The sequence below is a fragment of the Virgibacillus necropolis genome, assembly GCF_002224365.1.
Taxonomy (GTDB): domain Bacteria; phylum Bacillota; class Bacilli; order Bacillales; family Amphibacillaceae; genus Virgibacillus_F; species Virgibacillus_F necropolis.
Map to the genome: position 1 here is coordinate 3897928 of NZ_CP022437.1, position 24820 is coordinate 3922747.

Sequence of the window (24820 nt, forward strand, 5' to 3'; positions counted from 1 at the left end):
ACTTACGTTTTTGATGTCGTTGTCTATCTTGCTCTTATTTAGTTTTCAAGGTACAAAAAGAGAGATTCGCATCCCTCAAAACTGAACAAACAACCATGTATGCAAGGCCTACCAATGGCAGGTCTTATCGATGACGACAAGCGTCACCGATTTTCCGTTAAACAGTACGGCTTCCACTACGAATAGCTTCCGCTTTCTGTTTTTCCTTAGAAAGGAGGTGATCCAGCCGCACCTTCCGATACGGCTACCTTGTTACGACTTCACCCCAATCATTGGCCCCACCTTCGGCGGCTGGCTCCATAAAGGTTACCTCACCGACTTCGGGTGTTGCCAACTCTCGTGGTGTGACGGGCGGTGTGTACAAGGCCCGGGAACGTATTCACCGCGGCATGCTGATCCGCGATTACTAGCGATTCCGGCTTCATGTAGGCGAGTTGCAGCCTACAATCCGAACTGAGAATGGTTTTATGGGATTTGCTACACCTCGCGGCTTCGCGTCCCTTTGTTCCATCCATTGTAGCACGTGTGTAGCCCAGGTCATAAGGGGCATGATGATTTGACGTCATCCCCACCTTCCTCCGGTTTGTCACCGGCAGTCACCTTAGAGTGCCCAACTGAATGCTGGCAACTAAGATCAAGGGTTGCGCTCGTTGCGGGACTTAACCCAACATCTCACGACACGAGCTGACGACAACCATGCACCACCTGTCACTCTGTCCCCGAAGGGAACACGATATCTCTATCGCTATCAGAGGATGTCAAGACCTGGTAAGGTTCTTCGCGTTGCTTCGAATTAAACCACATGCTCCACCGCTTGTGCGGGCCCCCGTCAATTCTTTTGAGTTTCAGCCTTGCGGCCGTACTCCCCAGGCGGAGTGCTTAATGCGTTAACTTCAGCACTAAGGGGCGGAAACCCCCTAACACCTAGCACTCATCGTTTACGGCGTGGACTACCAGGGTATCTAATCCTGTTCGCTCCCCACGCTTTCGCTCCTCAGCGTCAGTTACAGACCAGAGAGTCGCCTTCGCCACTGGTGTTCCTCCACATCTCTACGCATTTCACCGCTACACGTGGAATTCCACTCTCCTCTTCTGTACTCAAGTCCTCCAGTTTCCAATGACCCTCCACGGTTAAGCCGTGGGCTTTCACATCAGACTTAAAAGACCGCCTGCGAGCGCTTTACGCCCAATAATTCCGGACAACGCTTGCCCCCTACGTATTACCGCGGCTGCTGGCACGTAGTTAGCCGGGGCTTTCTGGTTAGGTACCGTCATGGTACCGCCCTATTCGAACGATACTTGTTCTTCCCTAACAACAGAGTTTTACGATCCGAAAACCTTCATCACTCACGCGGCGTTGCTCCGTCAGACTTTCGTCCATTGCGGAAGATTCCCTACTGCTGCCTCCCGTAGGAGTCTGGGCCGTGTCTCAGTCCCAGTGTGGCCGATCACCCTCTCAGGTCGGCTACGCATCGTCGCCTTGGTAGGCCATTACCCCACCAACTAGCTAATGCGACGCGGGCCCATCTGTAAGTGACAGCAAAAGCCGCCTTTCAACTTTCTACCATGTGATAAAAAGTATTATTCGGTATTAGCTCCGGTTTCCCGGGGTTATCCCAATCTTACAGGTAGGTTGCCCACGTGTTACTCACCCGTCCGCCGCTCGTTCCACAAGCTCACACCCCGAAGGGTGATTGCTTGCTTCCCGCGCTCGACTTGCATGTATTAGGCACGCCGCCAGCGTTCGTCCTGAGCCAAGATCAAACTCTCCAAAAAAGTTTGAATAAAATCGACACCAATCGATTTTATCAATTGTCTTAGCTTTGTTTCGTTACTTACATACTTGGTTGTTTTGTTCAGTTTTCAAGGATCGAATTAACCGCCGTCTCAATTTGGCGACTTTAATAGATTACCATAATCACTGCTATCATGTCAACAGGAAATTTGTTAATCTTTATTATTTTTTGTTGCCTCATTCACACGAATTTTTGCAACAGAATTAACTTTACCATGCTTAAATGGAGAAGTCAAACCTATTTTTAATGAAAATGTTATTTTTACAAGGCTATATAAACCAAATCCGCAGTGAAACACTAGCCTACTAACGATTTACATCATTTACAATTAATTACTTTTATATACACGTAGCCCACTATCAAATGGTTGGATGTAGGCTACCTTGCTTTTATTCCACGTTATTTGCTAAGTATTTTCTTTGATAAACACCAATACCTTTTGTTTCTACACGTTCGGTTTTAATAATATCTTTTTCAGATAAGTAAGCTACGATTGCTGTAAGATCCAGCCCATATGGTAATAACAATGGATGAGCCTTTAACTCACTGTACGACCAACTTCCTCCTCTTTCATTCATTATATCAAGTAGGTGTTTAGCTGAATATCTGGCGCGAGTACTAATAACAAAATCGATTGCTAGTATCATCAATTGAACTCGCTTTTCAATTTCTTCATTGCTTTGAATTAATTCTTCATGTAACTTGTATACTTCAGGATCAATTTGTCTTACTTGTTTCCAAACTGTCACCTCCGGATGGAAGCCTTTTTCAATAACGGCTAGTCGCGCTAAATAGTGTAGTGAGTGAATCATCCTGCTATATGCATCCTTATAATGTGAAGTTTCATATAGGTCTTTGGCTTCACTATAACTTTTTACTAATTTGCCAAACTCAATCGCTTTACGTAGGTCACGCTTACTTGAAGGAAAGCTTCTTAGTTGTTCCTTTAAATTACTAATATACTCGTTTCGGTCAAATATTACTTTCCCATATATAACCCACTCCACTGCACGTCGGTATGTACTTGTATCAATCCACTGCATTAGTAAGTCCTCACTTACTACATGCAAAGCAGCCGTTTTATCATCAAACTCATAATGTTTTACATGCCATGGTCTGTTTGTATTGTTTACAATGATTAATAAGATAACGTCAAAATTATCAGTTAGTGGACTGTTAGGCTTTGTTTTTTCTATTAATAGAATACCTAATGTATCTAGGTCACTTGCTCGTTCCTGATATATAGGTCGTAATAAATCCTCCATTAAGTAAACTCCTCCATTGTCTTTTATACTCTCTCTATTCGATATAACAGAGCATAATTCCTCTTTCCGTCACAAAAAATTCAAGAATAGCTTAGCTTGCGCTCCAAGTTCCAATCTGAAAGGCCTGCCTAGAATCTATTTTACTCCATCAGTACATGAAGATATGCTATACTGTTTTGGAAAAGTTTAAGGGGGATTGACATGGCACAGTTGGTCTATTCAAGTAAAATTAATCGAATTCGTTCCTTTGCATTGTTCCTGATCTTTGCAGGATTCGGGTTTATGTATGGAGGAATCTTCGCAAGAGATATTGGGTGGCTGATGGCTACATTATTCATAATTGGTATCCTGTGTGTTATTTTTAGTACTGTTGTATATTTTTGGATTGGCATGTTATCGACAAAGGCAATTCCCATTATTTGTCCAAGCTGTGATAAGCCGACGAAAATGCTTGGACGAGTGGATGCGTGTATGCACTGTAAACAGCCACTTACACTAGACAAAGACTTAGAAGGCAAAGAATTTGATGAAAAATATAACGCAGGTAAACATCGCCGTGAATTTAATAAAAAAGTGAAAAGCAATAAAGATTAAATCCGTCACCATGGCGGATTTTTTCTGTCTAGCTCCAGCGCTTTTCTTAATTCCCTTATAATAAACATATAGATTATTCATTTTGAAAAGAGGTACATATAGTGATTCTTGTTATTGACAATTATGATTCTTTCACCTTTAATTTAGTTCAATATATAAAGCAATTAAATAAAAAAGTATGTGTAGTTCGAAATGATAAAGTTACAATAGAAGAAATTGAATACATGAATCCTTCCCATATATTAATTTCGCCTGGACCTGGAAGCCCATCCAAGGCTGGGATTTCACTTGATGTTGTTCAAAAGCTACATACTAAAATTCCGCTTCTGGGTGTTTGTCTGGGACATCAAACAATAGCACAAGCTTTTGGTGGGAAAATAATAAAAGCAAAAAGTCCTATGCATGGAAAGGTTTCTTCTATTAATCATGATGGAGAAGGATTGTTTCAAGGATTACAAAATCCACTTTCCGTAACACGCTATCATTCGTTAATTGTTGAACCTACTACTTTACCGGAATGTTTAATGGTAACTGCTACAACAAATGAAGGAGAAATTATGGCACTTCGTCATAAAGTCTATCCTGTACAAGGGATTCAAGCGCATCCTGAAGCTATCCTAACTGAAGATGGACTTGCCCTTTTGAATAATTTCTTTCTTAAGAAGGAGGCATTTAATCAATGAGTCAAACAAAAAACCCCGAGCTGTTTTTTAACTTCAATGATACCCAAGGAATCAGGAAACCTATGATGTTCAAAGATCCAGTTGACATAATTTGCGCTACATCCATTGCCGACGTGCTCCCATGTCTTGAAAAAATCCAGCAATTTGTTGAAGATGGATATTATGCTGCAGGCTATGTAACGTACGAAGCTGCTCCAGCATTTGATTCAGAGTTTCGTGTGAATAACGGCGGAAATATGCCGCTTCTCTGGTTTGGAATTTTCAATGAGCCTATACGTGAAATGTTGCAGGACACAGGAGACTTTTCCATCGATGAATGGACAGCTTCGGAAACCGCTAACGATTACCAAACAAACTTGGAACATATTAAGAAATATATTGAACAAGGTGATACATATCAAGTTAATTACACGATTCGTTTGAATTCTTCCTTTAACGGTGATACAAAAGCTTATTACCACCAGCTAGCCAAGGCACAATCTGCTAATTATAGCGCCTATATCCAGACAGCAGATCATACTATTTTGTCTGCTTCTCCAGAGTTATTTTTTCAAAAGTGTAAGGAGAAAATTACTACACGTCCGATGAAGGGTACTGTAAAACGTGGTAAGACTTATGAGGAGGATTACGAAAAGGCGACATGGTTAGTTCAATCTGAAAAAGACCAGGCAGAAAACGTAATGATAGTAGATTTGTTGCGAAATGATCTCGGAAGCATTGCTAGGCCAGGCAGTGTCCAAGTTCCTGAATTGTTTTCGATTGAAAAATATCCAACGGTCTACCAAATGACGTCAACTGTGACTGCTACAATTGAAAAGAACACTTCCATAGCAGATGTATTCAAAGCCTTATTTCCTTGTGGGTCAATTACTGGCGCTCCTAAAATTAGCACAATGAAGATCATACAGGAATTAGAAACTTCTCCTCGTGGCGCTTATTGTGGTGCAATCGGATATGTGACACCTGACAACGAAGCTATTTTCAATGTACCAATCCGAACTGTGACGATTGATCATCAGGATGATAGCGCAACTTATGGAGTTGGTGGTGGTGTAACATGGGATTCCACTAGTGATGGAGAATACGACGAAATTTTAACGAAGGCTGCTTTATTGAAGCGAAAACAACCAGAGTTTCAATTGCTTGAATCTATTGGTTTGGTAAATGGACAGTATTTGGTATTGGAAAACCATATGGATAGACTTGAAAAATCTGCACAGTACTTTGATTTTTCAATTGACTTGTATGCGATACGAAAAAAATTAGTGGAGATTGCCTCTAATTACACCCAAGGGAAGTGGAAAGTCCGCTTGCTTGTTCAAAAAGATGGACAGTTCAAATATGAGACAAAACAGATTTCTGAAAAGCCAATTGGTCAAGTTTCTGTTACCCTTGCTAACAATCCCGTTTCAAGCGATGATATTTTTCTTTATCACAAAACCACAAACCGAACTGTTTATGAAAATGCAAGGTCCAGTTACCCCAATTATTATGATGTACTTTTGTGGAACGAAAAGCATGAACTAACCGAATTTACTGGAGGAAATATCGTGGTAAAAATTAATGGTCAATTGTTTACCCCACCAATTGAGTGTGGTCTCTTAGGGGGGACTTTTCGAAAGAAGTTAGTGGATTCCGGTAAGGTAAAAGAGCGTATTATTCATGTTGAGGAATTAAAAGAATGTGAATCTATTTTTTTCGTGAACAGTGTTCGTGAATGGGTACCTGTTAAGGTGACTTTCCATCCTTAATTTTATTACATCGTTGTTTTTGATTTAGTCTGTTTTCGTACGCATTGTTGCTTTTTCATCTTCATAGTTGATGTAAAATGCGACGTAACAGCAACGTTATTTCCGCGGAGGGCAGTCGCTTTCCGCGGGCGGCTGGTGAGCCTCCTCGTGCTCCGCACTGCGGGGTCTCACCTATGCCTATAATCCCGCAGGAGTCGACTGCCCTCCGCTCCAATCACTGTATAGTTAAGAGGTGAATGGGAGAGAATTATAGGTGAAGCTCCAACCCTAGCGAAGGAAAAACACGGAGACTCCTGCGGGAACAGCGAAGACGATGAGACCCCGCAGTGAGCGTTCTTTGCGATCGAGGAGGCTCATCGCGAGCCCGCGGAAAGCGTAGTGTTTTTCCGTAGCGGTTAAGGGCACCGAACATGATTTTAGTTACGTCGCAGTTTAAATTCATTCTCTCAACAGCAACATTCTTTACGAAAATAGACTTGATTTAAGTGAAGTACCGTTTTTCTATTTTCAACACTGCTCGGTTTCAGCCTGATATATCAACGCCCCAACATAAAATACTACAGAGTGTTCCATACATCAATCCAATTCGTTCCATCAAAAAACCCAACAATCATCTAAGATTGCTGGGTTTCAATACTTATATTAATGCTTTTGCGTCTCTACTTTCTGGCAAGTTTCACATTTACCATAAAGTTCCATTCGGTGGTAACTTATTTCAAAACCCGTCACCTGTTCAGCTAATGATTCCACTTCGTTTAAGGGCGGATAATGAAAATCAACTATTTTTCCGCATGAATTACAAATGATGTGATAGTGATCTGACGTATTACAGTCAAACCTACTTGAGGCATCACCATAGGTCAGTTCCCTCACAAGTCCAATTTCCCGCAAGACACGAAGATTGTTGTATACAGTAGCAACACTCATGTTAGGAAACTTTCCTTCTAGCGCTTTATAAATATCATCTGCTGTTGGGTGAATCACGGAATTAAGAAGAAATTCAAGAACCGCATGACGTTGTGGTGTAATCCGTACGCCTGATTCTTTTAGTGTGTCGATTGCTTCATTGAGTTTTCGTTCAGACACCGTCATGCACCTCACTCTCATTTATATTTTTTATCCGATAAAGGTTTATATTTATTAAATCGCAATTCTACTACGATTATTACATTATAATAACTATAATTAGTGTACCTGCTACACTGCCCATCTGTCAATAAAAGTATATGAACAAGAGTTTATTATTAGCACCAATTTCGTTCATTTATCTGATTCTACACATCTGCCTGTAAAGGGATTTCTTCACCATCCAAGTGGTAGTTCACATAGCGAGCTGCAACAAATAAAAAGTCAGAGAGTCGGTTCAAATAAGAAACCACTAATGGATTTGCCAATTCTTCTTCGAGTCCAACTGCAGTTCGCTCTGCTCTTCTGGCAACTGTCCGCGCTGTATGTAATGCGCTTGATGCACGATGACCTGATGGCAATATGAAATTTTTTAACGGTGCAAGATCTTTATCCCACTCGTCTATTTGAGCTTCTAATTCCTCAATATATTCTTTTTTTAATTTCCAGCTTACTTCTTTATCACTTGGTGTAGCTAATTCTGCGCCCACATGGAAAAGAATTGTTTGTACACGATGCATTGTTTTCAAGAATGCACCCTTTTCATCCCATTCCACATTTTCCAAAAAGCTTAGTGATAACCCAATCATCGAATTTGTTTCATCACATGTTCCATACGCTTCAACGCGCAAATCATTTTTTGGTACACGCTGACCGTATATTAATGATGTTTTTCCTTTATCGCCTGACCTTGTGTAAATCCGCATGGTTAATACCCCCTAGTAAGATCAATCTTATTTAAAAAGTCTGATCCATTTTGTTTATAAGTATGAAGGTTTTGTTCAAAAATTTCTAATGCACGTGTTTGATAATGTGCAGAAATTCCTGACAAATGTGGTGTAATCGTTACATTTTCTTCCTTCCAAAACGGATGATCAGCTGGAAGCGGTTCTTCTTCAAAAACATCCAAGATTGCATGGGCAATTTGGTTTGATTGAATTGCTTCTAACAACACCGTGCCACTAACAGCATTTCCTCTCCCCATATTGAGAAAAATAGCATGGTCTGGCAACAATCTAAAGTGTTCATCTGTAAAGAAGTTCATTGTTTCTGGTGTACTCGGTAGAACCGATACAACAATATCCACTTCTGGTAATAGTTTTTCCATCTCATCTGATTTCACAATTTTATCGAAATATTCGACAGCGCTTCCGCTTCTAGAAACACCATATGTTTTCATCCGAAATGCTTGTGCCAAACGAGCAACCTCTTGGCCTATCGCTCCCGTGCCTGCGATTAAAATTGTCTTTCCAGTAATTTCTTGCATTCGAACGGCACGATCCCATGTATGGTTATTTTCATTTTCAATCAGTTTTTTTGATTGTCTTGAAACCTGCAAAATGCTAGAAATAGCATACTCAGCCATCGGAATTTTGTGAATCCCTCGAGCATTTGTTACCAAAATACCTTTCTTGCCAATTGTCGTAAACGGCATTTGGTCCATACCTGCAGAAAGAACCATGATCCACTTTAGTTTTGACACTTTCTCTATCAACTCATCTGTTAAGTCTTCACCATACGTCACAAGAACTTCAGCATCTGCTAGATGCGGTTTTGCCTCGCCTATATTGTCACAAAAAGTAAACGATTCATTCGAAAATTTCCGTTTCAATTCGCTTTGATGCTTCACTGAAACTTTTGCCGAAAACAGTATACCCAACTTTCATCCCCCCTCTAATGCCATCAATCTTACAATAAGTTTTCAGGGTTTAATGCCTTTAACTCATCTAATACAAATATACCATTATCGCGTATTAATACGTCATCAAAATAAATTTTTCCCCCACCATATTCATGGCGCTGAATAAGTACCATATCCCAGTGCACCGAAGAATCATTGCCATTATCAGCGTCATCATAAGCAGCACCTGGAGTGAAATGTAAACTACCTGCAATTTTTTCATCGAATAATATATCACCCATTGGTTCGGTGATTTTTGGATTTAAACCAATCGCGAACTCACCAATGAATCTAGCACCATCATCCGTATCTAAAATAGCATTTAATTCGTCTGTTTTATCTGAAGTTGCTGCAATAATTTTTCCATCCTTAAAGGTTAATTCAACATCATGAAAAACATTTCCTTGATATGGGCATGGTGTGTTGTAGGTAATGGTTCCGTTAACAGTATTTTTAACTGGTGCCGTATAGACTTCTCCATCAGGAATATTGAACTCCCCTGCACACATGACGGCTGAAATGTCTTTTATCGAAAATGATAAATCAGTTCCTGGGGCGGTAATATGTACGTTATCTGTTTGTTCCATTAGGTCTTTTAAGGCTAGTTGGGCGTTTTCCATCTTCTTGTAATCAATCGAACAAACATCAATATAGTAATTGTAAAAGTCGTCGTAACTCATCTTTGCCTTTTGTGCAAATCCATTGGTTGGATAATTTAATAAAACCCATTTCCGTTCATCAACTAAAAAATCGCTTGAGGCTTTCATTTCTTCTCCGGCTAACCGAAATTGCGCTTGTGGCACTCCAACTAATTCTGCATCATTTTCTTCGCCTACGATTTGAATAAAACCATCAATATCCTTAAATTTGTATAAGTTCCACTTATTAACAACAGTAAATTGTTCCTTTTTAGCATTTGTCAATAAAAGTCTGGATATTTCATCATCTGTGTATTCTACGTGTGGAATAATGTTAAGATCATGAGAGGCTTTGATCAACTCTTTTATTAGCGGCTTTGAATTTATACTTCCAGTAATTAAAACGGTTTCACTTTCCTTCATTGTCAAAGAATGTGTTAGTAATTGGTGAGCCAATTTTGTTAGTCTAGGATCTTGCATATATGTACCTCCCTGTTTAATCCAAATAACAAGACAGCCCATACAACTTAGGACTGCCTTCTCTATCTATAAATTTTCACGAATAAATGTTAGTGCGTCTTCCACATGCCCTTTTACACTTACTTTACGATATTCTTTTTGCAGTTTACCATCTTTATCAATGATAAATGTCGAGCGTTCAATACCGTAATATTCCTTACCAAAGTTTTTCTTCAGCTTCCATACCCCGTACTCATCAGCAACCTGATGATCTTCATCAGCCAACAATAAGAATGGTAACTCATGCTTATCAATGAATTTTTGATGACTATTAACTGGATCTGGACTCACGCCAATAATTACCGCATTAAGGTCATGAAAGCTCGCATGTTGATCACGGAAATCACACGCTTCTGTTGTGCAGCCTGGCGTCATATCTTTAGGATAAAAATACAACACAACATGCTTACCTTTAAAATCGGATAAACTTACATTTTCACTTTGTTGATTTGGTAGTGTAAATGTTGGTGCTAATTTGCCTGTTTCGACTGTCATTAATACCCCTCCAAACGAGTTTTTCAACTATTTCTACTATAGCATAGTTTCCCTCTTTGCTTAATCATCTTGCTTATTTTGTACTAAGCGGAGAACAAATGCTGTTGGTAAAATATAGCCGATTAACGCCTGAATCAGGGCAATCAAACGTCCATATCCAAGTGGTGTAATGTCACCATATCCAATCGTTAACATGGTAACACCACTAAAGTATGCAGAGTGTATTAAAGTTCCTAGCGCATTAACCTGTCTAAGCTCCCCACCCTCAACCAATAAAATCCTGTTAAATGAAAGAATAAAGTAGATTAGTGCAAAGCCAATAATGACAATACTATATACCACAAGTAGTGTGAAAAATATATCCATTGAGAAACTTCGCTCGTTATTATTACCGCGTCTTATAAAGTAGACAATACTACCAATCATCGTTACGCTCACTAAAACAACAAAGACCCATGAAACAATTGACATACTATCCCCTCTTTATTATTACTTTACGCCTTGTCCAAGTGGTCTATGTCATTTATTTTTTTGAAAAACTAAGGTAGGATAAAATTAGAAAACTAATTGGTGGTGTACATAGATGAAACGGATTTATTTAGTTGAGGATGACCCTAAAATAGCGAACTTGTTAAAAGGGTACCTAGAAAAATATGAGTATATAGTTACGATTGTGGAAGTATTTGATAAAATCATGGAAGAATTCAAGGAGAATGACCCACACCTTGTGCTGCTGGATATTAATCTTCCTCGTTATGATGGTTTTTATTGGTGCAGAAAAATAAGGAGTATCTCTAATTGTCCCATAGTTTTTCTGTCAGCACGAGATTCTGGAATGGATCAAGTTATGGCAATGGAAAATGGTGGCGATGATTATATTACAAAACCATTTGATTTTGATGTTATACAAGCCAAAATTAAAAGTATCATACGCCGTATATACGGGGAATACGCAGTTACTAGACAGGTTGACTTTATTGAAATTAATCAATTTACTTTACATTTAACGTCAATGGAAATGGCGTTTCAGGATTCGGTTGTCGCATTAACGAAAAATGAATTTATCTTGTTAAAGGAATTTGTTGAACACGAAAATCAGGTTTTATCCCGTACACATTTATTAGAAATATTGTGGGATGATGAACACTTTGTCGATGATAACACCTTATCTGTCAATATTACCCGAATCCGTAAAAAACTTGAGGATATTGGCATTAAAAGCTGCATTCAAACAGTTCGGGGCGCAGGTTATAAGTTCGTAAATACGTGGAGTAGTACGTTATGAAAAAGTTTATACTTGATCAAGTTGGATATATCCTATTTTTCTATTCCCAAATTACGCTTATCATTATAGTTGCCCAGCTTGCAGCGATGTTTTCTGATGCACCGCTTAGCTCTGGGATTATTTTTTATTTATTTTTATTACCAACATGTTTTTTCATAGTATTCCTAATTTACCAGTACGTAAGGCAACGTGACTTTTATCAACTAGAAGAAGCAGATAGTGAACACGCATGGTTTCCTGAACCGACTAACCATTTACTAAGAAATGTGCGGAATCAACATGACAAACAATATAGCATTTATCATGAAAGAATTGAGCAACTGGAACAACAGAAGCAGCTCGAAATTGACTTTATTCAGCAATGGGTTCATCAAATGAAAACTCCAGTTTCTATCATGCACCTTACTATGCAGAAAGAAAGAGTGCATCTCCCAGAATCTTTCACCAACAGTATGTATGAGGAAATGGAGCGTTTGCAACAAGGTTTGAATCTTGCTTTATATCAATCTCGGTTACAAAAGTTCGAGCGTGATTTCCATGTAGAGAAGATCTTGTTACGTACACTTGTAACAGAATCTATTCAGGAATTTAAAGCCAGTTTTATCCGCAACCATGTATTTCCTGAGCAATTAATCGATGAATCACTTGTGGTTGCAACAGATTCTAAGTGGTTTCGGTTTGTACTGCATCAACTAATATCAAATGCGATTAAATATTCAAAAGGATCATCTGAAAGAATCTTTTTCCGAGCTTTTAAAAAAGATCGGTCAGTAGTGTTACAAATTGAAGATCATGGCCATGGTATACCAACACAAGATATTAGCCGTGTTTTTGATCCTTTTTTCACGGGGCAAAATGGACGAACTTTTCAGGAATCGACAGGGATGGGACTTTATTTATCAAAAGAAATATGCACGGAATTGGGGCATATTATTTTCGTTAATTCCGAGCAAAACGTCGGCACAACGATTTCCGTAAAATTTACCCAACCTAAAATTTAATTATCTTTCAACATTGTAAGCTTTATGAAAGGTAAAACGATTGGTCTCTTCCCTATTATTATTTACACTGGATGTAGAGAACAATATCTGGAGGCATAGCAATGGCAGTTTTAGTAGCTGAAAATTTATCCAAAATGTACGGTAGTAGACGTGGTGTTCAATTTGAAGCAATAGATCGGTTTAATCTTTCAGTTGACCGAGCAGAATTCCTTGGAATCATGGGACCTTCTGGGAGCGGAAAAACCACCTTATTAAACTTATTATCAACAATTGACATACCAACATCAGGAAAAATAGAAATTAATAATGAAAAAGTAACAGGCCTATCCAAGAATAAATTAGCAAAATTCCGTCGAAAGGAAATGGGCTTTATCTTTCAAGACTACAATCTATTAGATACGCTCACTATTGGTGAGAATATCGTACTCCCGTTAACACTTCAGGGCGCGAAATTAAATGTCATGGAGAAAAAACTAGTAATTGTCGCGAAACAGCTCGGGATTGATACAATCATCCATAAACGCACCTTTGAGGTTTCTGGTGGCCAACTTCAACGTGCAGCAATTGCTCGGGCGATTATCCATGATCCAACGGTTATCTTTGCGGATGAACTAACAGGTAACTTGGACTCAAAGTCATCCTTGCGTGTCATGGAATCATTAAAGGATTTGAATCAATCACAGGAAACTACAACGATTATGGTTACCCACGACCCATTCGCAGCCAGCTTCTGTGAACGAATTATTTTTATCAAAGACGGTAAATTATTTAATGAAATTCATCGTGGGGACAACCGTCAGGCATTTTTCCAGGATATATTAAATGTGCAATCTTTATTGGGAGGAAATACAGATGACTTTCAAACAGTTCGCATTTAATAATGTACGACGAAACAAGCGGCAATATTTAAGTTACTTTTTAAGTTGTATGTTTGCTGTAACGGTTTTCTTTATGTATGCCGTTATTATTTTTCACCCTGATATTGATGAGACAGAATTCCGACAAACTGTAGAGCGTGGAATCCTCATGACAGAAGGAATTATTTACGTTTTCTCTTTTTTGTTTGTTCTATACTCAACTGGATCTTTTATCAAATCAAGGAAGAAAGAATATGGACTACTAACTACACTTGGGATTACTAAGTCACAATTAAACCGTATGCTTATTCTTGAAAACACGATTATTGGAATAGTATCCATCATTACTGGCCTACTACTTGGTGCCCTTCTTACAAAACTATTTTTAATGGTATTTTCCCAAACCTTAGGGCTTGATGAAATTCTACCATTTTATCTATCGCTAAAAGCAGTTGGTATTACCGCCCTTTTATTTTTTATTATGTTTGAGCTTAACTCATTAGCAGTAGTTTGGACAATGCGAACTAAATCAATCATGGAGATGTTTCGCGGGGCAAAAGCTCCTAATAAAACACCGAAGTTTTCATGGATATTATGCTGTATATCGTTACTTGCGATTGGGAGTGCCTATTATCTGGCTTATACAGCTGATATCATGTCAATGTTTATTCGCATGCTACCAATTCTAGTTTTGATCATTCCAGGTACTTATTTTCTATTCACCCAATGCAGTGTTGCATTTATAACTATAATGAAAAAGAAGAAAAGCTATTACTTTAGAAATTTAAATTTATTAACTGTATCTGACTTAACATTTAAGCTTAAAGACAATGCTCGTTTATTATTCTTTGTTGCAATTTTAAGCGCAGTGGCATTTACGTCATCTGGTGTATTGTATGGTTTATTTCAAAGTGCTGAAGTGGAATCAGAGCGATTTGTCCCACAAGACGTATCTCTCGTAACTGAAGGTGTAGACCATGTGGAGGATTTCAAAAAAGAAGTTTCCTATGTAAAAAAAGAATTCAAGAAACAAGGAATTCCATATGATGCAACAACTGTCCTTTCTACACAAGCAAACTCATATTCTAACAAAAAAGACTGGAACGATATACCACTATCAATTTTTTCCTTTTCAGATTACAAAAAAATGATGGAGCTCCATAATAAGAAGGTTACCTTCAATTTGAACAAAAATGAAGCTGTTGTGCTAGCAGAAGATTTTGTTTTACAAGATGGCAACGAAGTACCTAAAGCATTCACACTAAAATCCAATAACGTGGAAGAAAAATTCATAGTAAAGACTGCTAATGCAACACTAAATGGGAATATCTTTGCACCCTTTTCAGTCGTCGTCCCTGATGAAGTCTATCAAAACTTTTATCAAGAAGCTGATAGTAATGAAATCTATTATAACTATATCATGGAAATTCCTAATTGGACTGCCCAAGCAGAAGGCATTGAAGAAATTTTAAACCACGCGGATAACGAATATGTATTTCCGGATTCCCAGGCTCAGTTCTATATTTCTATGAAGCAAGGAATGTCATTTCTCTTCTTTTTTGGTATATTTATTAGTGTTCTATTCTTTTTGGCAGCTGGTTCTATTTTATATTTTCGAATGTACCAAGACATCGATAAAGACTTACATCATTTTCATTCTTTATACCGTATTGGACTAACACATAATGAAATGAAAAAAATAGCAACTAAACAATTAGCTTATTTATTTTTCATCCCTTTTTTAGTAGCTGTTGTTCACGCCGGGTTTGCGTTTAAGGCACTGCAAAATATGTTAGCTTCATCAATATTTTTACCAAGTGTTGTTATTATTGCGATTTTCTTTATTGTGCACGTTGTTAACTTTATTTTCATTCGAAATATATATACATCCAAGCTAAGAAAAGTTATGTAATATTTTTCCATATTTTAGGAGGCTAAACAATTGAAATCTTACACTAAATCACACGAATTACATGAAGAAGCCTTACAGCATATTGTTGGCGGTGTTAATTCACCGTCTCGTGCATATAAAGCTGTTGGCGGTGGTGCGCCTGTATATATGGAGCGTGCGAAAGGCGCTTATTTCTGGGATGTAGATGGAAATAAATATATTGATTATTTAGCTGCTTACGGACCAATTATTACGGGGCATGCCCACCCACATATCGCAAAAGCAATTTCACATGCAGCAACAAATGGTGTCTTATATGGCACACCAACAAAACTTGAAAATACATTTGCCAAAATGCTTAAATCTGCAATTCCGTCATTGGAAAAAGTCAGATTTACCAATTCAGGAACAGAAGCAGTAATGACGACAATTCGAGTAGCACGCGCTTATACAAACCGTACGAAAGTTATCAAATTTGCCGGCTGTTATCATGGTCATTTTGATGCAGTTTTAGTACAAGCTGGATCTGGTCCAGCGACACTCGGAACACCAGATTCTGCTGGGATTCCAAAGGCTGTGGCTGAAGATGTCATAACAGTTCCTTTTAACGACCTTGAGGCATTTGAAAAAGCAATAGATCATTGGAGAGATGAAATTGCGGCTGTTTTGGTTGAACCGATCGTTGGTAATTTTGGAATCGTTGAACCGCACGACGGATTTTTGCAAGCTGTGAACGATATTACACATAATGCTGGTGCATTAGTTATCTATGATGAAGTGATCACCGCTTTCCGCTTTACTTATGGGAGTGCTCAGCAAGTATATGGTGTTGAACCAGATATGACAGCTATGGGTAAAATTATCGGTGGCGGTCTGCCTATCGGAGCATATGGCGGGAGACTTGATATTATGGAACAGGTTGCCCCACTCGGGCCTGCATATCAAGCAGGGACAATGGCTGGTAACCCAGCTTCAATGACATCAGGTATTGCTTGCTTGGAAGTTTTGCAGCAAGATGGCGTATATGAAACACTAGATGAACTCGGCGCTCAGCTTGAAAAGGGAATTTTAGAAAAAGCTAGTGAGCACGGGATTGAGATTTCCTTGAACCGTTTATGTGGCGCACTTACTGTTTATTTTGGCGAAGGTACAATTACGAATTATGACCAAGCTGAAGCAAGTGACGGTGAAGCTTTTGCCCGTTTCTTCAAGTTAATGTTAGAGCAAGGTGTAAATTTAGCACCATCCAAGTATGAAGCATGGTTCTTAACAACTGAACATACAGCGGAAGATATTGATGAAACAATCAAAGCAGTGGATCACGCGTTTCGTAAGATGGCTGAATAGAAAAAAGGTTTCCTGCTTTGACAGTAGGAAACCTTTTTTTGTTTACTTTGGCGGAGAATCAGTAGCTGATGATTCGACCATCAGCAACTTCAGCCAAAGTATCAGCATTCTTAGTCCAGTCATCAACTACCTCGACCGAATCATCAGCATTTTGCCTCAGTCATTACCCTTTTAAATCGGGCTGATCTAAATTTTGTACTTGATATAAGTTATAGTAGCTACCTTGTTTTTTCATTAGTTCCTCGTGGGAACCACTTTCTCTGATTTCGCCACCAACAACTACGACTATTCTATCTGCGTGGGTGATCGTCGCTAATCTATGCGCGACAATAAATGTTGTTCGATCTGACGCTAACTTTTCTAGTGCTTCTTGAATTGTATGCTCACTTTCCAAGTCAAGTGCTGAAGTCGCTTCGTCAAAGATTAATATTGGAGGGTTTTTTAAAAATACTCGAGCAATCGCAATACGTTGCTTCTGTCCCCCAGATAGTTTCACTCCACGTTCACCAACCAATGTATCATAGCCGTGTACCAAATCGGTGATAAAGTCATGTGCGTTCGCTGCCTTGGCTGCGGTTATCACTTCTTCATCTGTAGCATCAGGATTACCCATTCGAATGTTCATTGAAATCGATTCACTGAATAACGTATTATCTTGGAGTACCATTCCTATATTGTCTCTGAGTGAGCGTGCTTTCACATCACGTATATCCGTTCCATCAATTTTTATCGATCCTTTTGTAACATCGTAAAAACGTGGTATTAAACTGATTAATGTGGACTTACCACCACCACTCATACCGACTAAGGCTATGGTCTCACCCTTTTTCACTTGGAGTGAGACATCCTTTAATACATCAGGTTCATCCTCATCGTAACGGAAAGAAATACGATCAATATCTACATTACCTTCTACCCCAGTCATAGCTTTCGCATCTTTTTTATCGACAATATCATACTTTTCATTTAAAAATTCAAATACACGGTCGATAGACGCGATGGATTGCGTCAAAACAGTTGACGAATTAATTAATCGACGCAGAGGACTATAGACACGCTCCATATAAGCAACGAATGCTACCATTGTTCCAACCGATAAACCACCATTAATAACTTGGTAGCCTGCGTAAGCAATAACCAACAGTGGTGCTAAATCAGTGATTGTGTTTGTAACTGCAAATGTTTTTGCATTCCAATTTGTATGGTTAAGAGCCTTATCTAAAAAGTTTTCATTTCGTTTATTAAATTGTCCTTGCTCATATTCCTCAAGTGCAAAACTTCTTGTTACCGGGACACCTTGAACACGTTCGTGAAGGTGACCCTGAACCTCCGCTAAGGCTTGCGAACGGTCACGGGTCAAACGGCGTAATCTACCGTAAAAGTATTTAATTGAGAAACCGAAGAAGGGAAATAAAATAATTGAAACTAGGGTTAATCCTACATTCATTGTCATCATGATGGTAATTGCAATTAAAATGGTTATTATGTCTAACCATACGTTCATTAAACCTGTTAGCACGAAATTTTTTGTTTGTTCGACATCATGTATTACCCGGGAAATAATTTCGCCGGTTTTTGTCTGCGAGTAAAATCGTAAACTTAATTTTTGTATGTGATCGAACAGTCTATCCCTTATGTCAAAAAGGATTTTGTTCCCTACCCATTGCGCTAAATATTGTCGAATGTATTCAACTGGTGGCCGTAAGATTAAGAAAATAACGAAAGCTCCACCCATAATCCAAAGCAGTTCACTTGTTTTCGCGCCATCACTCATATTTTCTGCATTAATAATATCATCAATTATATATTTTAAAATTAATGGCAGTAATAGTGGAATAGCAAACTTTATTATGCCTATTAAAATTGTCCAAACTATTTTCCAGCGATACGGTTTAACAAATTGCATGTATTGCTTTACACTACTCATTTTTATATCTACCTCATCTATTTACTATTATTTCTTTACTGCTCGTTTTTCTTATACCGGCGTTCCCTTAAAACTTAAGGCTGTTTTCGTACGCATTGTTGCTTTTTCATCTTCATAGTTGATATAAATGCGACGTAAGTGCTGGTTTTGGTGGTTGGACAACCGTTCCGGAAATCCACTTCGCTAGGGTTCTACTTAACAATTTCAATTTACTTGCTTTTAATCACAAAGGTAGCCAACAATTTGTGGCAGTTGATTGTAGCGGAGGGCAGTCGACTCCTGCGGGAGGATAGGCATAGGTGAGACCCCGCAGTGCGACAGCAGGCCACTGAAAAAGTGGTGGATTTTAAAAATTTAACTTTTCACTTTAACTTAGCATCCTCGAATATACGGAGACTCCTCGAAAAAGAAAAGCACTTTTTCTTCGTGCGATGCCTTTTCAGGGGAGCATTCCTTATCCTGCGGGAAGTAAGAGATCGGCGAGACCCCGCAGGACGGCAGTCCGAGGAGGCTCACCAGCCGCCCGCGGAAAGCGACTGCCCGGAGCGGCATGTTACGTCGCATTTTATATCCATTCTCTCAACAGCAACATTCTTTACGAAAACAGCCAAACTTATTTACTTTCCTTACGTGCAAGAAAAACCCTTGCTACATTTGTAACAAGGTTTCACATTCATATATACTGTCTAGTTACAGTACTTTTATCATCTATAAGTTAAAAACCGTTCATACCATTGATCCACGAACTCGGGTGAGAATGGTCCTTTTCTTTGATGCACCCACTTAAGCAAGTAATCCATATGCTTGTACAAAATTTGATCTAATATTGCTGGATAATCCATTTGTTCCTTATGTTCAGCATACTCATCTTCATCTAATAAATTATAAGTCATGTCTGGAAATACTTTTACATCTAAATCATAATCAATATATTTTAAAGCTTCATCATCGTAAACAAATGGCGAACTAATATTACAATAATAGTGAATTCCATCATTTCGTAACATTCCTATGATATTAAACCAATACTTCGCATGAAAATAACAAATTGCAGGTTCTCTAGTGACCCATGTTCTCCCATCGCTTTCAACCACGTTGGTCTTGTCGTTCGCGCCAATCACTTCATCTTCTGTCCGCTTCAAGACAAGGCAATTTTCCCAAACTCGGTGTAGCTGTCCATTATGCTTGTAGCTCTTAATTTGAATTTTCGAACCTGTTTCAGGGCCAGCCATCTTATCTTCCTTTCTGTTTACTTCCCACTTCCTTTTTTTACATTATAATAGCAAGCGTGTTAAAGATAAAGGAACAAGCTCATTCTTTGTTTCATTTAAAAAACAAGAAAAGAGCTTTCTTGGGAGAAGAAAGCTCTTTTCTGAGTCAGAAAAAAACGGGGTAGATAAACTATTTCTTATTTTGTTGAGACTTTTGGTTTTGTTTTTTTACTTCTTGTGCATTTGTTTCAGATGCAAATTCAGTACCAAATTGTCCTTGACCTTGAGCTGCTTTTTGGTTTTGTTTCTTTACTTCTTGAACATTTGTACCAGCAGCAGATTTGTTAGGTTGTTGTGGTTTGTTAGCCATCAATATCACCTCCGCAATAATTAATTTAACCATTTTGGGAGATGTTATCCTAAAAAAAGAGTAGTTAATTTTAACATATTTTGGAATAAAATGGATAATTAAAAGCCGTTACATATATAAACGAAGTAAATACTATAATAAATAAATAAGTGCTTATCCTAATAGAAACTGTTTCATCTTTTGATGGGAAACTGGAAATGGAAATGCCTCCATTTCATTCTTATTTACAAACCGGGCATTTGATAAACAGGTTTGACTACTTATAGAGGTTGCTTCATGTATCTCTAAATCCCATATAAGATGGGAAAAAACATGTTTTAATTTACCAGCTTCTCTTTTTAAAGCAACATCAATGCCATACTCTTTTTCAAACCAAGAAGGGATTTGATTAAAACCCATTTCATTTAAAGGAACCATAGGGAATTGCCATAGATTAGCTAATAATCCAGTCTCAGGTCTTTTTTCAATTAAATAATTACCCTCTTTGTTTTTGATTAATAATGCAACATAAGGCAGGCTTTTCTGCTTTTTAGCTTTTGACTTAATCGGTAATTGCTTCTCGATTCCTTCAGCAAATGCCTGGCAATGCTGTTGAACTGGACAAAGCATACACATTGGATTTTTTGGCGTACAAACAATTGCACCTAATTCCATCAATCCCTGATTAAATGATGATGGGTCAACATGCGAGATTAGTTCTCGAACATGGTTTTCAAAAACTTTTTTTGTACGGGGCTTTGCGATATCCTCTTCCACTTTTAAAATCCGGGATAGGACACGCATAACATTACCATCTACAGCAGGCTCTGGTTGATCGTAAGCAATGGAAAGAATTGCTCCTTTCGTATAAGGACCTACACCTTTTAAAGATCCTAAATCGCTTGGATTAGCAGGTATTTCTCCTCCATAAGAGGCAACCACTTCTCTAATAGCGTTTTGTAAGTTACGAGCACGGGAATAGTATCCTAGACCTTCCCATGCTTTTAAGACATCTTGTTCCTTGGCACTTGCTAAATCATAAAGAGTGGGAAAATCATCAATAAATTTATTAAAATATGGAATTACCGTATCTACCTTTGTTTGTTGTAGCATAACTTCAGATACCCAAATTTTATATGGGTTCTGTTCTACGCGCCAAGGTAAATCACGTTTATTTTCTTGATACCAGTTAATTAGATCATCTTGGAATTGCGATATATCAATGTGTAGTAAAGTATTATCTTTCATTTATTCACAACCTTTATGTTACAATAAATTTCGACTATCAGAGATTGACACCTAGATACGCATCTAAGGAGGAGCTCGAATTATGGATACTGGCACCCATGTGGTCATGGGGGTTGCTTTAGGAGGACTTGCAACTCTGGACCCAACTGTGCATAACGATCCTACACTATTTAGTGCAGTCCTAGTAGGAACAATAATCGGTTCACATGCACCTGATTTTGATACAATTTTAAAGTTAAGAAATAATGCAGTGTATATAAGGCATCACCGTGGCATAACACATTCCATTCCAGCAGTCATCCTATGGGGTATACTCCTTGCAGGAATCATTCACTTATTTGTTCCTCAGGTGAATTTCTTGCACCTTTGGTTATGGACGTTCTTAGCTGTTGTTATTCATGTATTTGTCGATATATTCAATGCATATGGAACACAGGCATATAGGCCATTCACAAATAAATGGGTTGCCCATGGATTTATAAATACCTTTGATCCCTATATTTTCATTTTGCATATAGCAGGTATTTTTGCATGGATGCTAGGTGCAAATCCAGGATACACATGGCTAGTAATTTATGCGGTGATTACTTTATATTATATCAAACGTTATATGGATAAAAGGGAAATTATTAAAAAGATTCACGATTATTTTCCCGACGTAAAACAAATTGCTACATCCCCAACATTAAAACAAAATTTCTGGAGAGTAGCAATTACGACTACAGATAACTTTTATGTCGGAAAAGCGGAAAATGGTCATATTCAAATCGTTGATGAATTTAAAAAGGTTCCTTTACCAGATACAGAAATCATTCAACTTGCTAAAGAAGATAAAAATGTTTCCGCGTTCCTATCGTTCTCTCCTGTTTATCGATGGGAGATAAATGATTATGATGATTTTACCGAAGTAAGATTTATTGACTTGAGATACCGTTCAAAGGGACATTATCCTTTTGTCGCGGTTGTACAGATTGATGATAATATGCGGATTATGAGTTCCTATACAGGTTGGATCTTTTCTGAACAAAAACTTCAAAGCAAATTATTATTTGAAGATAATCCAATTTAAAACAGCGAGGCGACTAGCAAGTCGCTCCGCTGTTAATTTTTTACCTTATCACCTACGATTGAAATTGGAATTGCTTCTTCTTTTTCATAGGTCTCATCAAGTAAATTAATCCGATGACCCCAGGCGAAAACCCCGTTAATATAATTAATCTTAAATCGATGTCCAGGATCACCTTTAATTTGGTGAATATCTTCTGCTTTAAAGTCTTCTGGGTTTAACATATATGACATCGCAACTTGCATCTTACGTTCATTTATCGCTACCTCACTAATATTCCCTACTCGTTCTGCTTTAAGTGCTTTTTCCTTTAGCCGACCAACTTCTTCTCGTAATTGTTCAATTGAATAATCGCTATACCGAATATCCAAATTATTCGCCTCCTCTACTTTCATTTTACATTTTACCAAGGTTTTAGGACAATGGAAATAAGGAATGCTTGAAAGTGAAAATATTAAGGGGGTTATCGATATGCCAAATATAGCAATAACTGGCGCAGGAAGTGGTTTAGGACGATCTTTAGCTTTAGAATATGCAAAAAATGGGTACACCATTTTTTTGCTGGGAAGGTCTGATACAAAGCTACATATTGTACAAAGTGAAATTTTAAGGGATGGCGGCAAGGCCTCAATCGTTCTGTGTGATGTAAGTGAACCAGCATCCGTAAGTATTGCATTTCAACAAATTGGTAATTTAGACGTTTTTATAAATAACGCTGGTATTGGTATTTTTGGACCAGTAGAGGATTATACAGTCGAGGATTTAGAGTCTACTTTGAACACAAATATTAAGGGAACAATCTTGACCGTTCAATCTGCATTACCGTTGATTAGAAAAAGTAGTGGACGAATTTTAACAATAATTTCAACCGCAGGACTTCGCGGCAAAGTGAACGAATCCATTTATTGTGCAAGTAAATTCGCGGTAAAAGGATTTACGGAAAGTTTGCAAAAAGAATGGGAAACTGAGTCTATTTCTATAACTGCTGTTTATATGGGCGGTATGAACACACCTTTCTGGGATAATTCATCTCATGTGAAAGATGCCTCCTCATTAAAAGGACCTGAAATTGTTGCTAAACAAATCTATGAAGAAGATGATGGGCGGAAAGAGATTGTAATAGATAAATAATTAATACTACTGGGCTGATATATGCTTACGATTAGGGCATATATCAGCTACTTTTTAATACACTATTACGCTTCTTCCTCAACTTCATCTAAAAATTGATTGATTAAATCTATGCCAAATCCTTTTCGATATAGACCCTCTTTTACTTTATTTCGTAATTCATAACCGGTTAATTTCGCTCTGTGCTTTCGTAATAGCTTGTCTCCATGTTTGGTAATAGCTATCCATTCAGCATCATCATCTTTATCCTCTCCAAGGTCAGCAACCGCTTCTTTTATGACATCCTGTTCAAATCCTTTTTGCATAAGTGTAACTTGAAGCTGTTGTAGCTGCTTATTGAAAGAGTCTTTACCCTGTTTATTCATTTTTTTATGGATCCATTTCTCTACTTTTTCCGTTTGTACATCGAACGTATATTGCTCTATGGCTTTACTTGCAATTGCCACTGAAACACCTTTTTCAATCAATTCTTTTTTCACTAACATTGGACCTTTAATAGAAGTTTGTATTCTTGTTCGAACAAATGCATCTGCAAATATTGTATCATCAAGCAATCCTTCAGACTCTAATCGCTCCTTAATTTGTTTGATATGCTCCACATCAACTTCTTTTTTAACCAAATAATCATGAATTTCTTTTTTTGTTCGCATTCGGTAGCTTAAAAAATTGATAGTAAGGGTATAGGATTTATGTACATCATCTTTTTTGATCAGTGTTTCGATCATCGAATCGTCCAATTCTAGATCTTTACGAAGCTTATATTCGATTAGAAGCGCTTCATCAACACTAAAGCCATATTTTTCACCTTGGCCGTCGTCCAAAAAGATATTGTAACGTTTCTTATGTTTTTTCTGTGTAGTGATACGGGTAATCTTTTTCACTGTTACTCTCCCCTTTTTTTAATAATAACACGAAATTTTTTACCAATCACCACTGTAAGAAACAAAAACTTGCATATAC

The 24820-nt window shown here is 38.0% G+C and carries 23 protein-coding genes and 1 rRNA gene; 10 read left to right on the top strand and 14 right to left on the bottom strand.

Translation table 11 applies throughout. The features are described 5' to 3' along the window. Window positions 1-210: 210 nt before the first annotated feature. Together CFK40_RS18510 and CFK40_RS18515 are read right to left on the bottom strand one after the other, a co-directional pair. Window positions 211-1776: ribosomal RNA gene (locus tag CFK40_RS18510) — 16S ribosomal RNA — on the bottom strand. A 409-nt stretch (window positions 1777-2185) separates the two neighbouring features. Further along, window positions 2186-3061, bottom strand: coding sequence for a nucleotidyltransferase-like protein (locus tag CFK40_RS18515; RefSeq protein WP_089533853.1), 876 nt, complete (start codon window positions 3059-3061; stop codon window positions 2186-2188). A gap of 201 nt (window positions 3062-3262) precedes the next feature. Between CFK40_RS18515 and CFK40_RS18520 the strand changes: the two genes are divergently transcribed. From CFK40_RS18520 to pabB, 3 genes are all read left to right on the top strand, one after another. Then, on the top strand, window positions 3263-3655 hold the full coding sequence (locus tag CFK40_RS18520; RefSeq protein WP_089533854.1) for a YgzB family protein: 393 nt from the start codon (window positions 3263-3265) through the stop codon (window positions 3653-3655). Between the two features lie 101 nt (window positions 3656-3756). Then, window positions 3757-4338 (top strand): anthranilate synthase component II, encoded by a 582-nt coding sequence (locus CFK40_RS18525; RefSeq protein ID WP_089533855.1) that lies wholly within the window; start codon window positions 3757-3759, stop codon window positions 4336-4338. Continuing rightward, a complete protein-coding gene (pabB, locus tag CFK40_RS18530; RefSeq protein WP_089533856.1) occupies window positions 4335-6089 on the top strand; it encodes an aminodeoxychorismate synthase component I in 1755 nt (584 codons plus the stop codon). The genes CFK40_RS18525 and pabB overlap by 4 nt, the downstream gene beginning before the upstream one ends. Window positions 6090-6731: 642 nt before the next feature. Here pabB and perR read toward each other — a convergent pair. From perR to CFK40_RS18560, 6 genes are all read right to left on the bottom strand, one after another. Next, a complete protein-coding gene (perR, locus tag CFK40_RS18535; protein WP_089533857.1) occupies window positions 6732-7181 on the bottom strand; it encodes a peroxide-responsive transcriptional repressor PerR in 450 nt (149 codons plus the stop codon). Between the two features lie 182 nt (window positions 7182-7363). Further along, entirely contained in the window at window positions 7364-7921 is a 558-nt protein-coding gene (locus CFK40_RS18540; protein WP_089533858.1) for a cob(I)yrinic acid a,c-diamide adenosyltransferase, read from the bottom strand. 2 nt (window positions 7922-7923) lie between these two features. Further along, window positions 7924-8874: a D-2-hydroxyacid dehydrogenase gene (locus CFK40_RS18545; RefSeq protein WP_089533859.1), complete on the bottom strand. Its 951-nt coding sequence runs from the start codon at window positions 8872-8874 to the stop codon at window positions 7924-7926. A 29-nt stretch (window positions 8875-8903) separates the two neighbouring features. After that, window positions 8904-10013 carry an aminopeptidase gene (locus CFK40_RS18550; protein ID WP_089533860.1) on the bottom strand — a complete coding sequence of 370 codons (1110 nt, stop codon included), beginning with the start codon at window positions 10011-10013 and terminating at the stop codon, window positions 8904-8906. Between the two features lie 66 nt (window positions 10014-10079). After that, window positions 10080-10547 (bottom strand): thioredoxin-dependent thiol peroxidase, encoded by a 468-nt coding sequence (bcp, locus tag CFK40_RS18555; RefSeq protein WP_089533861.1) that lies wholly within the window; start codon window positions 10545-10547, stop codon window positions 10080-10082. Window positions 10548-10607: 60 nt separating this feature from the next. Then, window positions 10608-11018, bottom strand: a complete 411-nt coding sequence (locus CFK40_RS18560) for a potassium channel family protein (protein WP_089533862.1) — start codon at window positions 11016-11018, stop codon at window positions 10608-10610. A gap of 112 nt (window positions 11019-11130) precedes the next feature. Between CFK40_RS18560 and CFK40_RS18565 the strand changes: the two genes are divergently transcribed. From CFK40_RS18565 to CFK40_RS18585, 5 genes are all read left to right on the top strand, one after another. Beyond that, complete coding sequence (locus tag CFK40_RS18565) at window positions 11131-11832, top strand: response regulator transcription factor (protein WP_089533863.1); 702 nt, start codon at window positions 11131-11133, stop codon at window positions 11830-11832. Continuing rightward, the gene (locus tag CFK40_RS18570) at window positions 11829-12833 is read left to right on the top strand and encodes a sensor histidine kinase (protein WP_089533864.1); all 1005 of its coding nucleotides are present in this window, start codon (window positions 11829-11831) and stop codon (window positions 12831-12833) included. The genes CFK40_RS18565 and CFK40_RS18570 overlap by 4 nt, the downstream gene beginning before the upstream one ends. Window positions 12834-12934: 101 nt before the next feature. After that, the gene (locus tag CFK40_RS18575; RefSeq protein ID WP_089533865.1) at window positions 12935-13711 is read left to right on the top strand and encodes an ABC transporter ATP-binding protein; all 777 of its coding nucleotides are present in this window, start codon (window positions 12935-12937) and stop codon (window positions 13709-13711) included. Then, window positions 13686-15602: an FtsX-like permease family protein gene (locus CFK40_RS18580; RefSeq protein ID WP_089533866.1), complete on the top strand. Its 1917-nt coding sequence runs from the start codon at window positions 13686-13688 to the stop codon at window positions 15600-15602. Before CFK40_RS18575 ends, CFK40_RS18580 begins: the two co-directional genes overlap by 26 nt. A gap of 30 nt (window positions 15603-15632) precedes the next feature. Then, entirely contained in the window at window positions 15633-16928 is a 1296-nt protein-coding gene (locus tag CFK40_RS18585; protein ID WP_089533867.1) for a glutamate-1-semialdehyde 2,1-aminomutase, read from the top strand. A 163-nt stretch (window positions 16929-17091) separates the two neighbouring features. On the opposite strand, the gene CFK40_RS18590 is transcribed toward CFK40_RS18585, so the two are convergent. The 4 genes from CFK40_RS18590 to mutY all read right to left on the bottom strand — a co-directional run bounded on the left by CFK40_RS18590 (window position 17092) and on the right by mutY (window position 21663). Continuing rightward, entirely contained in the window at window positions 17092-18855 is a 1764-nt protein-coding gene (locus tag CFK40_RS18590; RefSeq protein WP_089533868.1) for an ABC transporter ATP-binding protein, read from the bottom strand. Window positions 18856-19559: 704 nt separating this feature from the next. Then, window positions 19560-20087 carry a nucleoside tri-diphosphate phosphatase gene (gene ntdP / locus CFK40_RS18595; protein ID WP_089533869.1) on the bottom strand — a complete coding sequence of 176 codons (528 nt, stop codon included), beginning with the start codon at window positions 20085-20087 and terminating at the stop codon, window positions 19560-19562. Between the two features lie 169 nt (window positions 20088-20256). Next, entirely contained in the window at window positions 20257-20436 is a 180-nt protein-coding gene (locus tag CFK40_RS18600; RefSeq protein ID WP_089533870.1) for a gamma-type small acid-soluble spore protein, read from the bottom strand. A 153-nt stretch (window positions 20437-20589) separates the two neighbouring features. Next, a complete protein-coding gene (gene mutY / locus CFK40_RS18605; protein WP_089533871.1) occupies window positions 20590-21663 on the bottom strand; it encodes an A/G-specific adenine glycosylase in 1074 nt (357 codons plus the stop codon). An 82-nt stretch (window positions 21664-21745) separates the two neighbouring features. Between mutY and CFK40_RS18610 the strand changes: the two genes are divergently transcribed. Then, window positions 21746-22732, top strand: coding sequence for a metal-dependent hydrolase (locus CFK40_RS18610; RefSeq protein ID WP_089533872.1), 987 nt, complete (start codon window positions 21746-21748; stop codon window positions 22730-22732). 32 nt (window positions 22733-22764) lie between these two features. Here CFK40_RS18610 and CFK40_RS18615 read toward each other — a convergent pair whose 3' ends face one another. After that, a complete protein-coding gene (locus CFK40_RS18615; protein ID WP_089533873.1) occupies window positions 22765-23100 on the bottom strand; it encodes a YfhH family protein in 336 nt (111 codons plus the stop codon). Between the two features lie 100 nt (window positions 23101-23200). Between CFK40_RS18615 and CFK40_RS18620 the strand changes: the two genes are divergently transcribed. Continuing rightward, window positions 23201-23860, top strand: a complete 660-nt coding sequence (locus tag CFK40_RS18620; RefSeq protein ID WP_089533874.1) for an SDR family NAD(P)-dependent oxidoreductase — start codon at window positions 23201-23203, stop codon at window positions 23858-23860. Between the two features lie 65 nt (window positions 23861-23925). On the opposite strand, the gene recX is transcribed toward CFK40_RS18620, so the two are convergent. Continuing rightward, a complete protein-coding gene (gene recX, locus CFK40_RS18625; RefSeq protein ID WP_089533875.1) occupies window positions 23926-24741 on the bottom strand; it encodes a recombination regulator RecX in 816 nt (271 codons plus the stop codon). Window positions 24742-24820: the final 79 nt, after the last annotated feature.

Bases quoted from the DNA above. Each gene is read 5' to 3' on its own strand.
- CFK40_RS18515 (WP_089533853.1), bottom strand. From the start codon at position 3,061: ATGGAGGATTTATTACGACCTATATATCAGGAACGAGCAAGTGACCTA.
- CFK40_RS18520 (WP_089533854.1), top strand. From the start codon at position 3,263: ATGGCACAGTTGGTCTATTCAAGTAAAATTAATCGAATTCGTTCCTTT.
- pabB (WP_089533856.1), top strand. From the start codon at position 4,335: ATGAGTCAAACAAAAAACCCCGAGCTGTTTTTTAACTTCAATGATACC.
- perR (WP_089533857.1), bottom strand. From the start codon at position 7,181: ATGACGGTGTCTGAACGAAAACTCAATGAAGCAATCGACACACTAAAA.
- CFK40_RS18540 (WP_089533858.1), bottom strand. From the start codon at position 7,921: ATGCGGATTTACACAAGGTCAGGCGATAAAGGAAAAACATCATTAATA.
- CFK40_RS18550 (WP_089533860.1), bottom strand. From the start codon at position 10,013: ATGCAAGATCCTAGACTAACAAAATTGGCTCACCAATTACTAACACAT.
- bcp (WP_089533861.1), bottom strand. From the start codon at position 10,547: ATGACAGTCGAAACAGGCAAATTAGCACCAACATTTACACTACCAAAT.
- CFK40_RS18560 (WP_089533862.1), bottom strand. From the start codon at position 11,018: ATGTCAATTGTTTCATGGGTCTTTGTTGTTTTAGTGAGCGTAACGATG.
- CFK40_RS18565 (WP_089533863.1), top strand. From the start codon at position 11,131: ATGAAACGGATTTATTTAGTTGAGGATGACCCTAAAATAGCGAACTTG.
- CFK40_RS18570 (WP_089533864.1), top strand. From the start codon at position 11,829: ATGAAAAAGTTTATACTTGATCAAGTTGGATATATCCTATTTTTCTAT.
- CFK40_RS18575 (WP_089533865.1), top strand. From the start codon at position 12,935: ATGGCAGTTTTAGTAGCTGAAAATTTATCCAAAATGTACGGTAGTAGA.
- CFK40_RS18580 (WP_089533866.1), top strand. From the start codon at position 13,686: ATGACTTTCAAACAGTTCGCATTTAATAATGTACGACGAAACAAGCGG.
- CFK40_RS18590 (WP_089533868.1), bottom strand. From the start codon at position 18,855: ATGAGTAGTGTAAAGCAATACATGCAATTTGTTAAACCGTATCGCTGG.
- ntdP (WP_089533869.1), bottom strand. From the start codon at position 20,087: ATGGCTGGCCCTGAAACAGGTTCGAAAATTCAAATTAAGAGCTACAAG.
- CFK40_RS18600 (WP_089533870.1), bottom strand. From the start codon at position 20,436: ATGGCTAACAAACCACAACAACCTAACAAATCTGCTGCTGGTACAAAT.
- mutY (WP_089533871.1), bottom strand. From the start codon at position 21,663: ATGAAAGATAATACTTTACTACACATTGATATATCGCAATTCCAAGAT.
- CFK40_RS18610 (WP_089533872.1), top strand. From the start codon at position 21,746: ATGGATACTGGCACCCATGTGGTCATGGGGGTTGCTTTAGGAGGACTT.
- CFK40_RS18620 (WP_089533874.1), top strand. From the start codon at position 23,201: ATGCCAAATATAGCAATAACTGGCGCAGGAAGTGGTTTAGGACGATCT.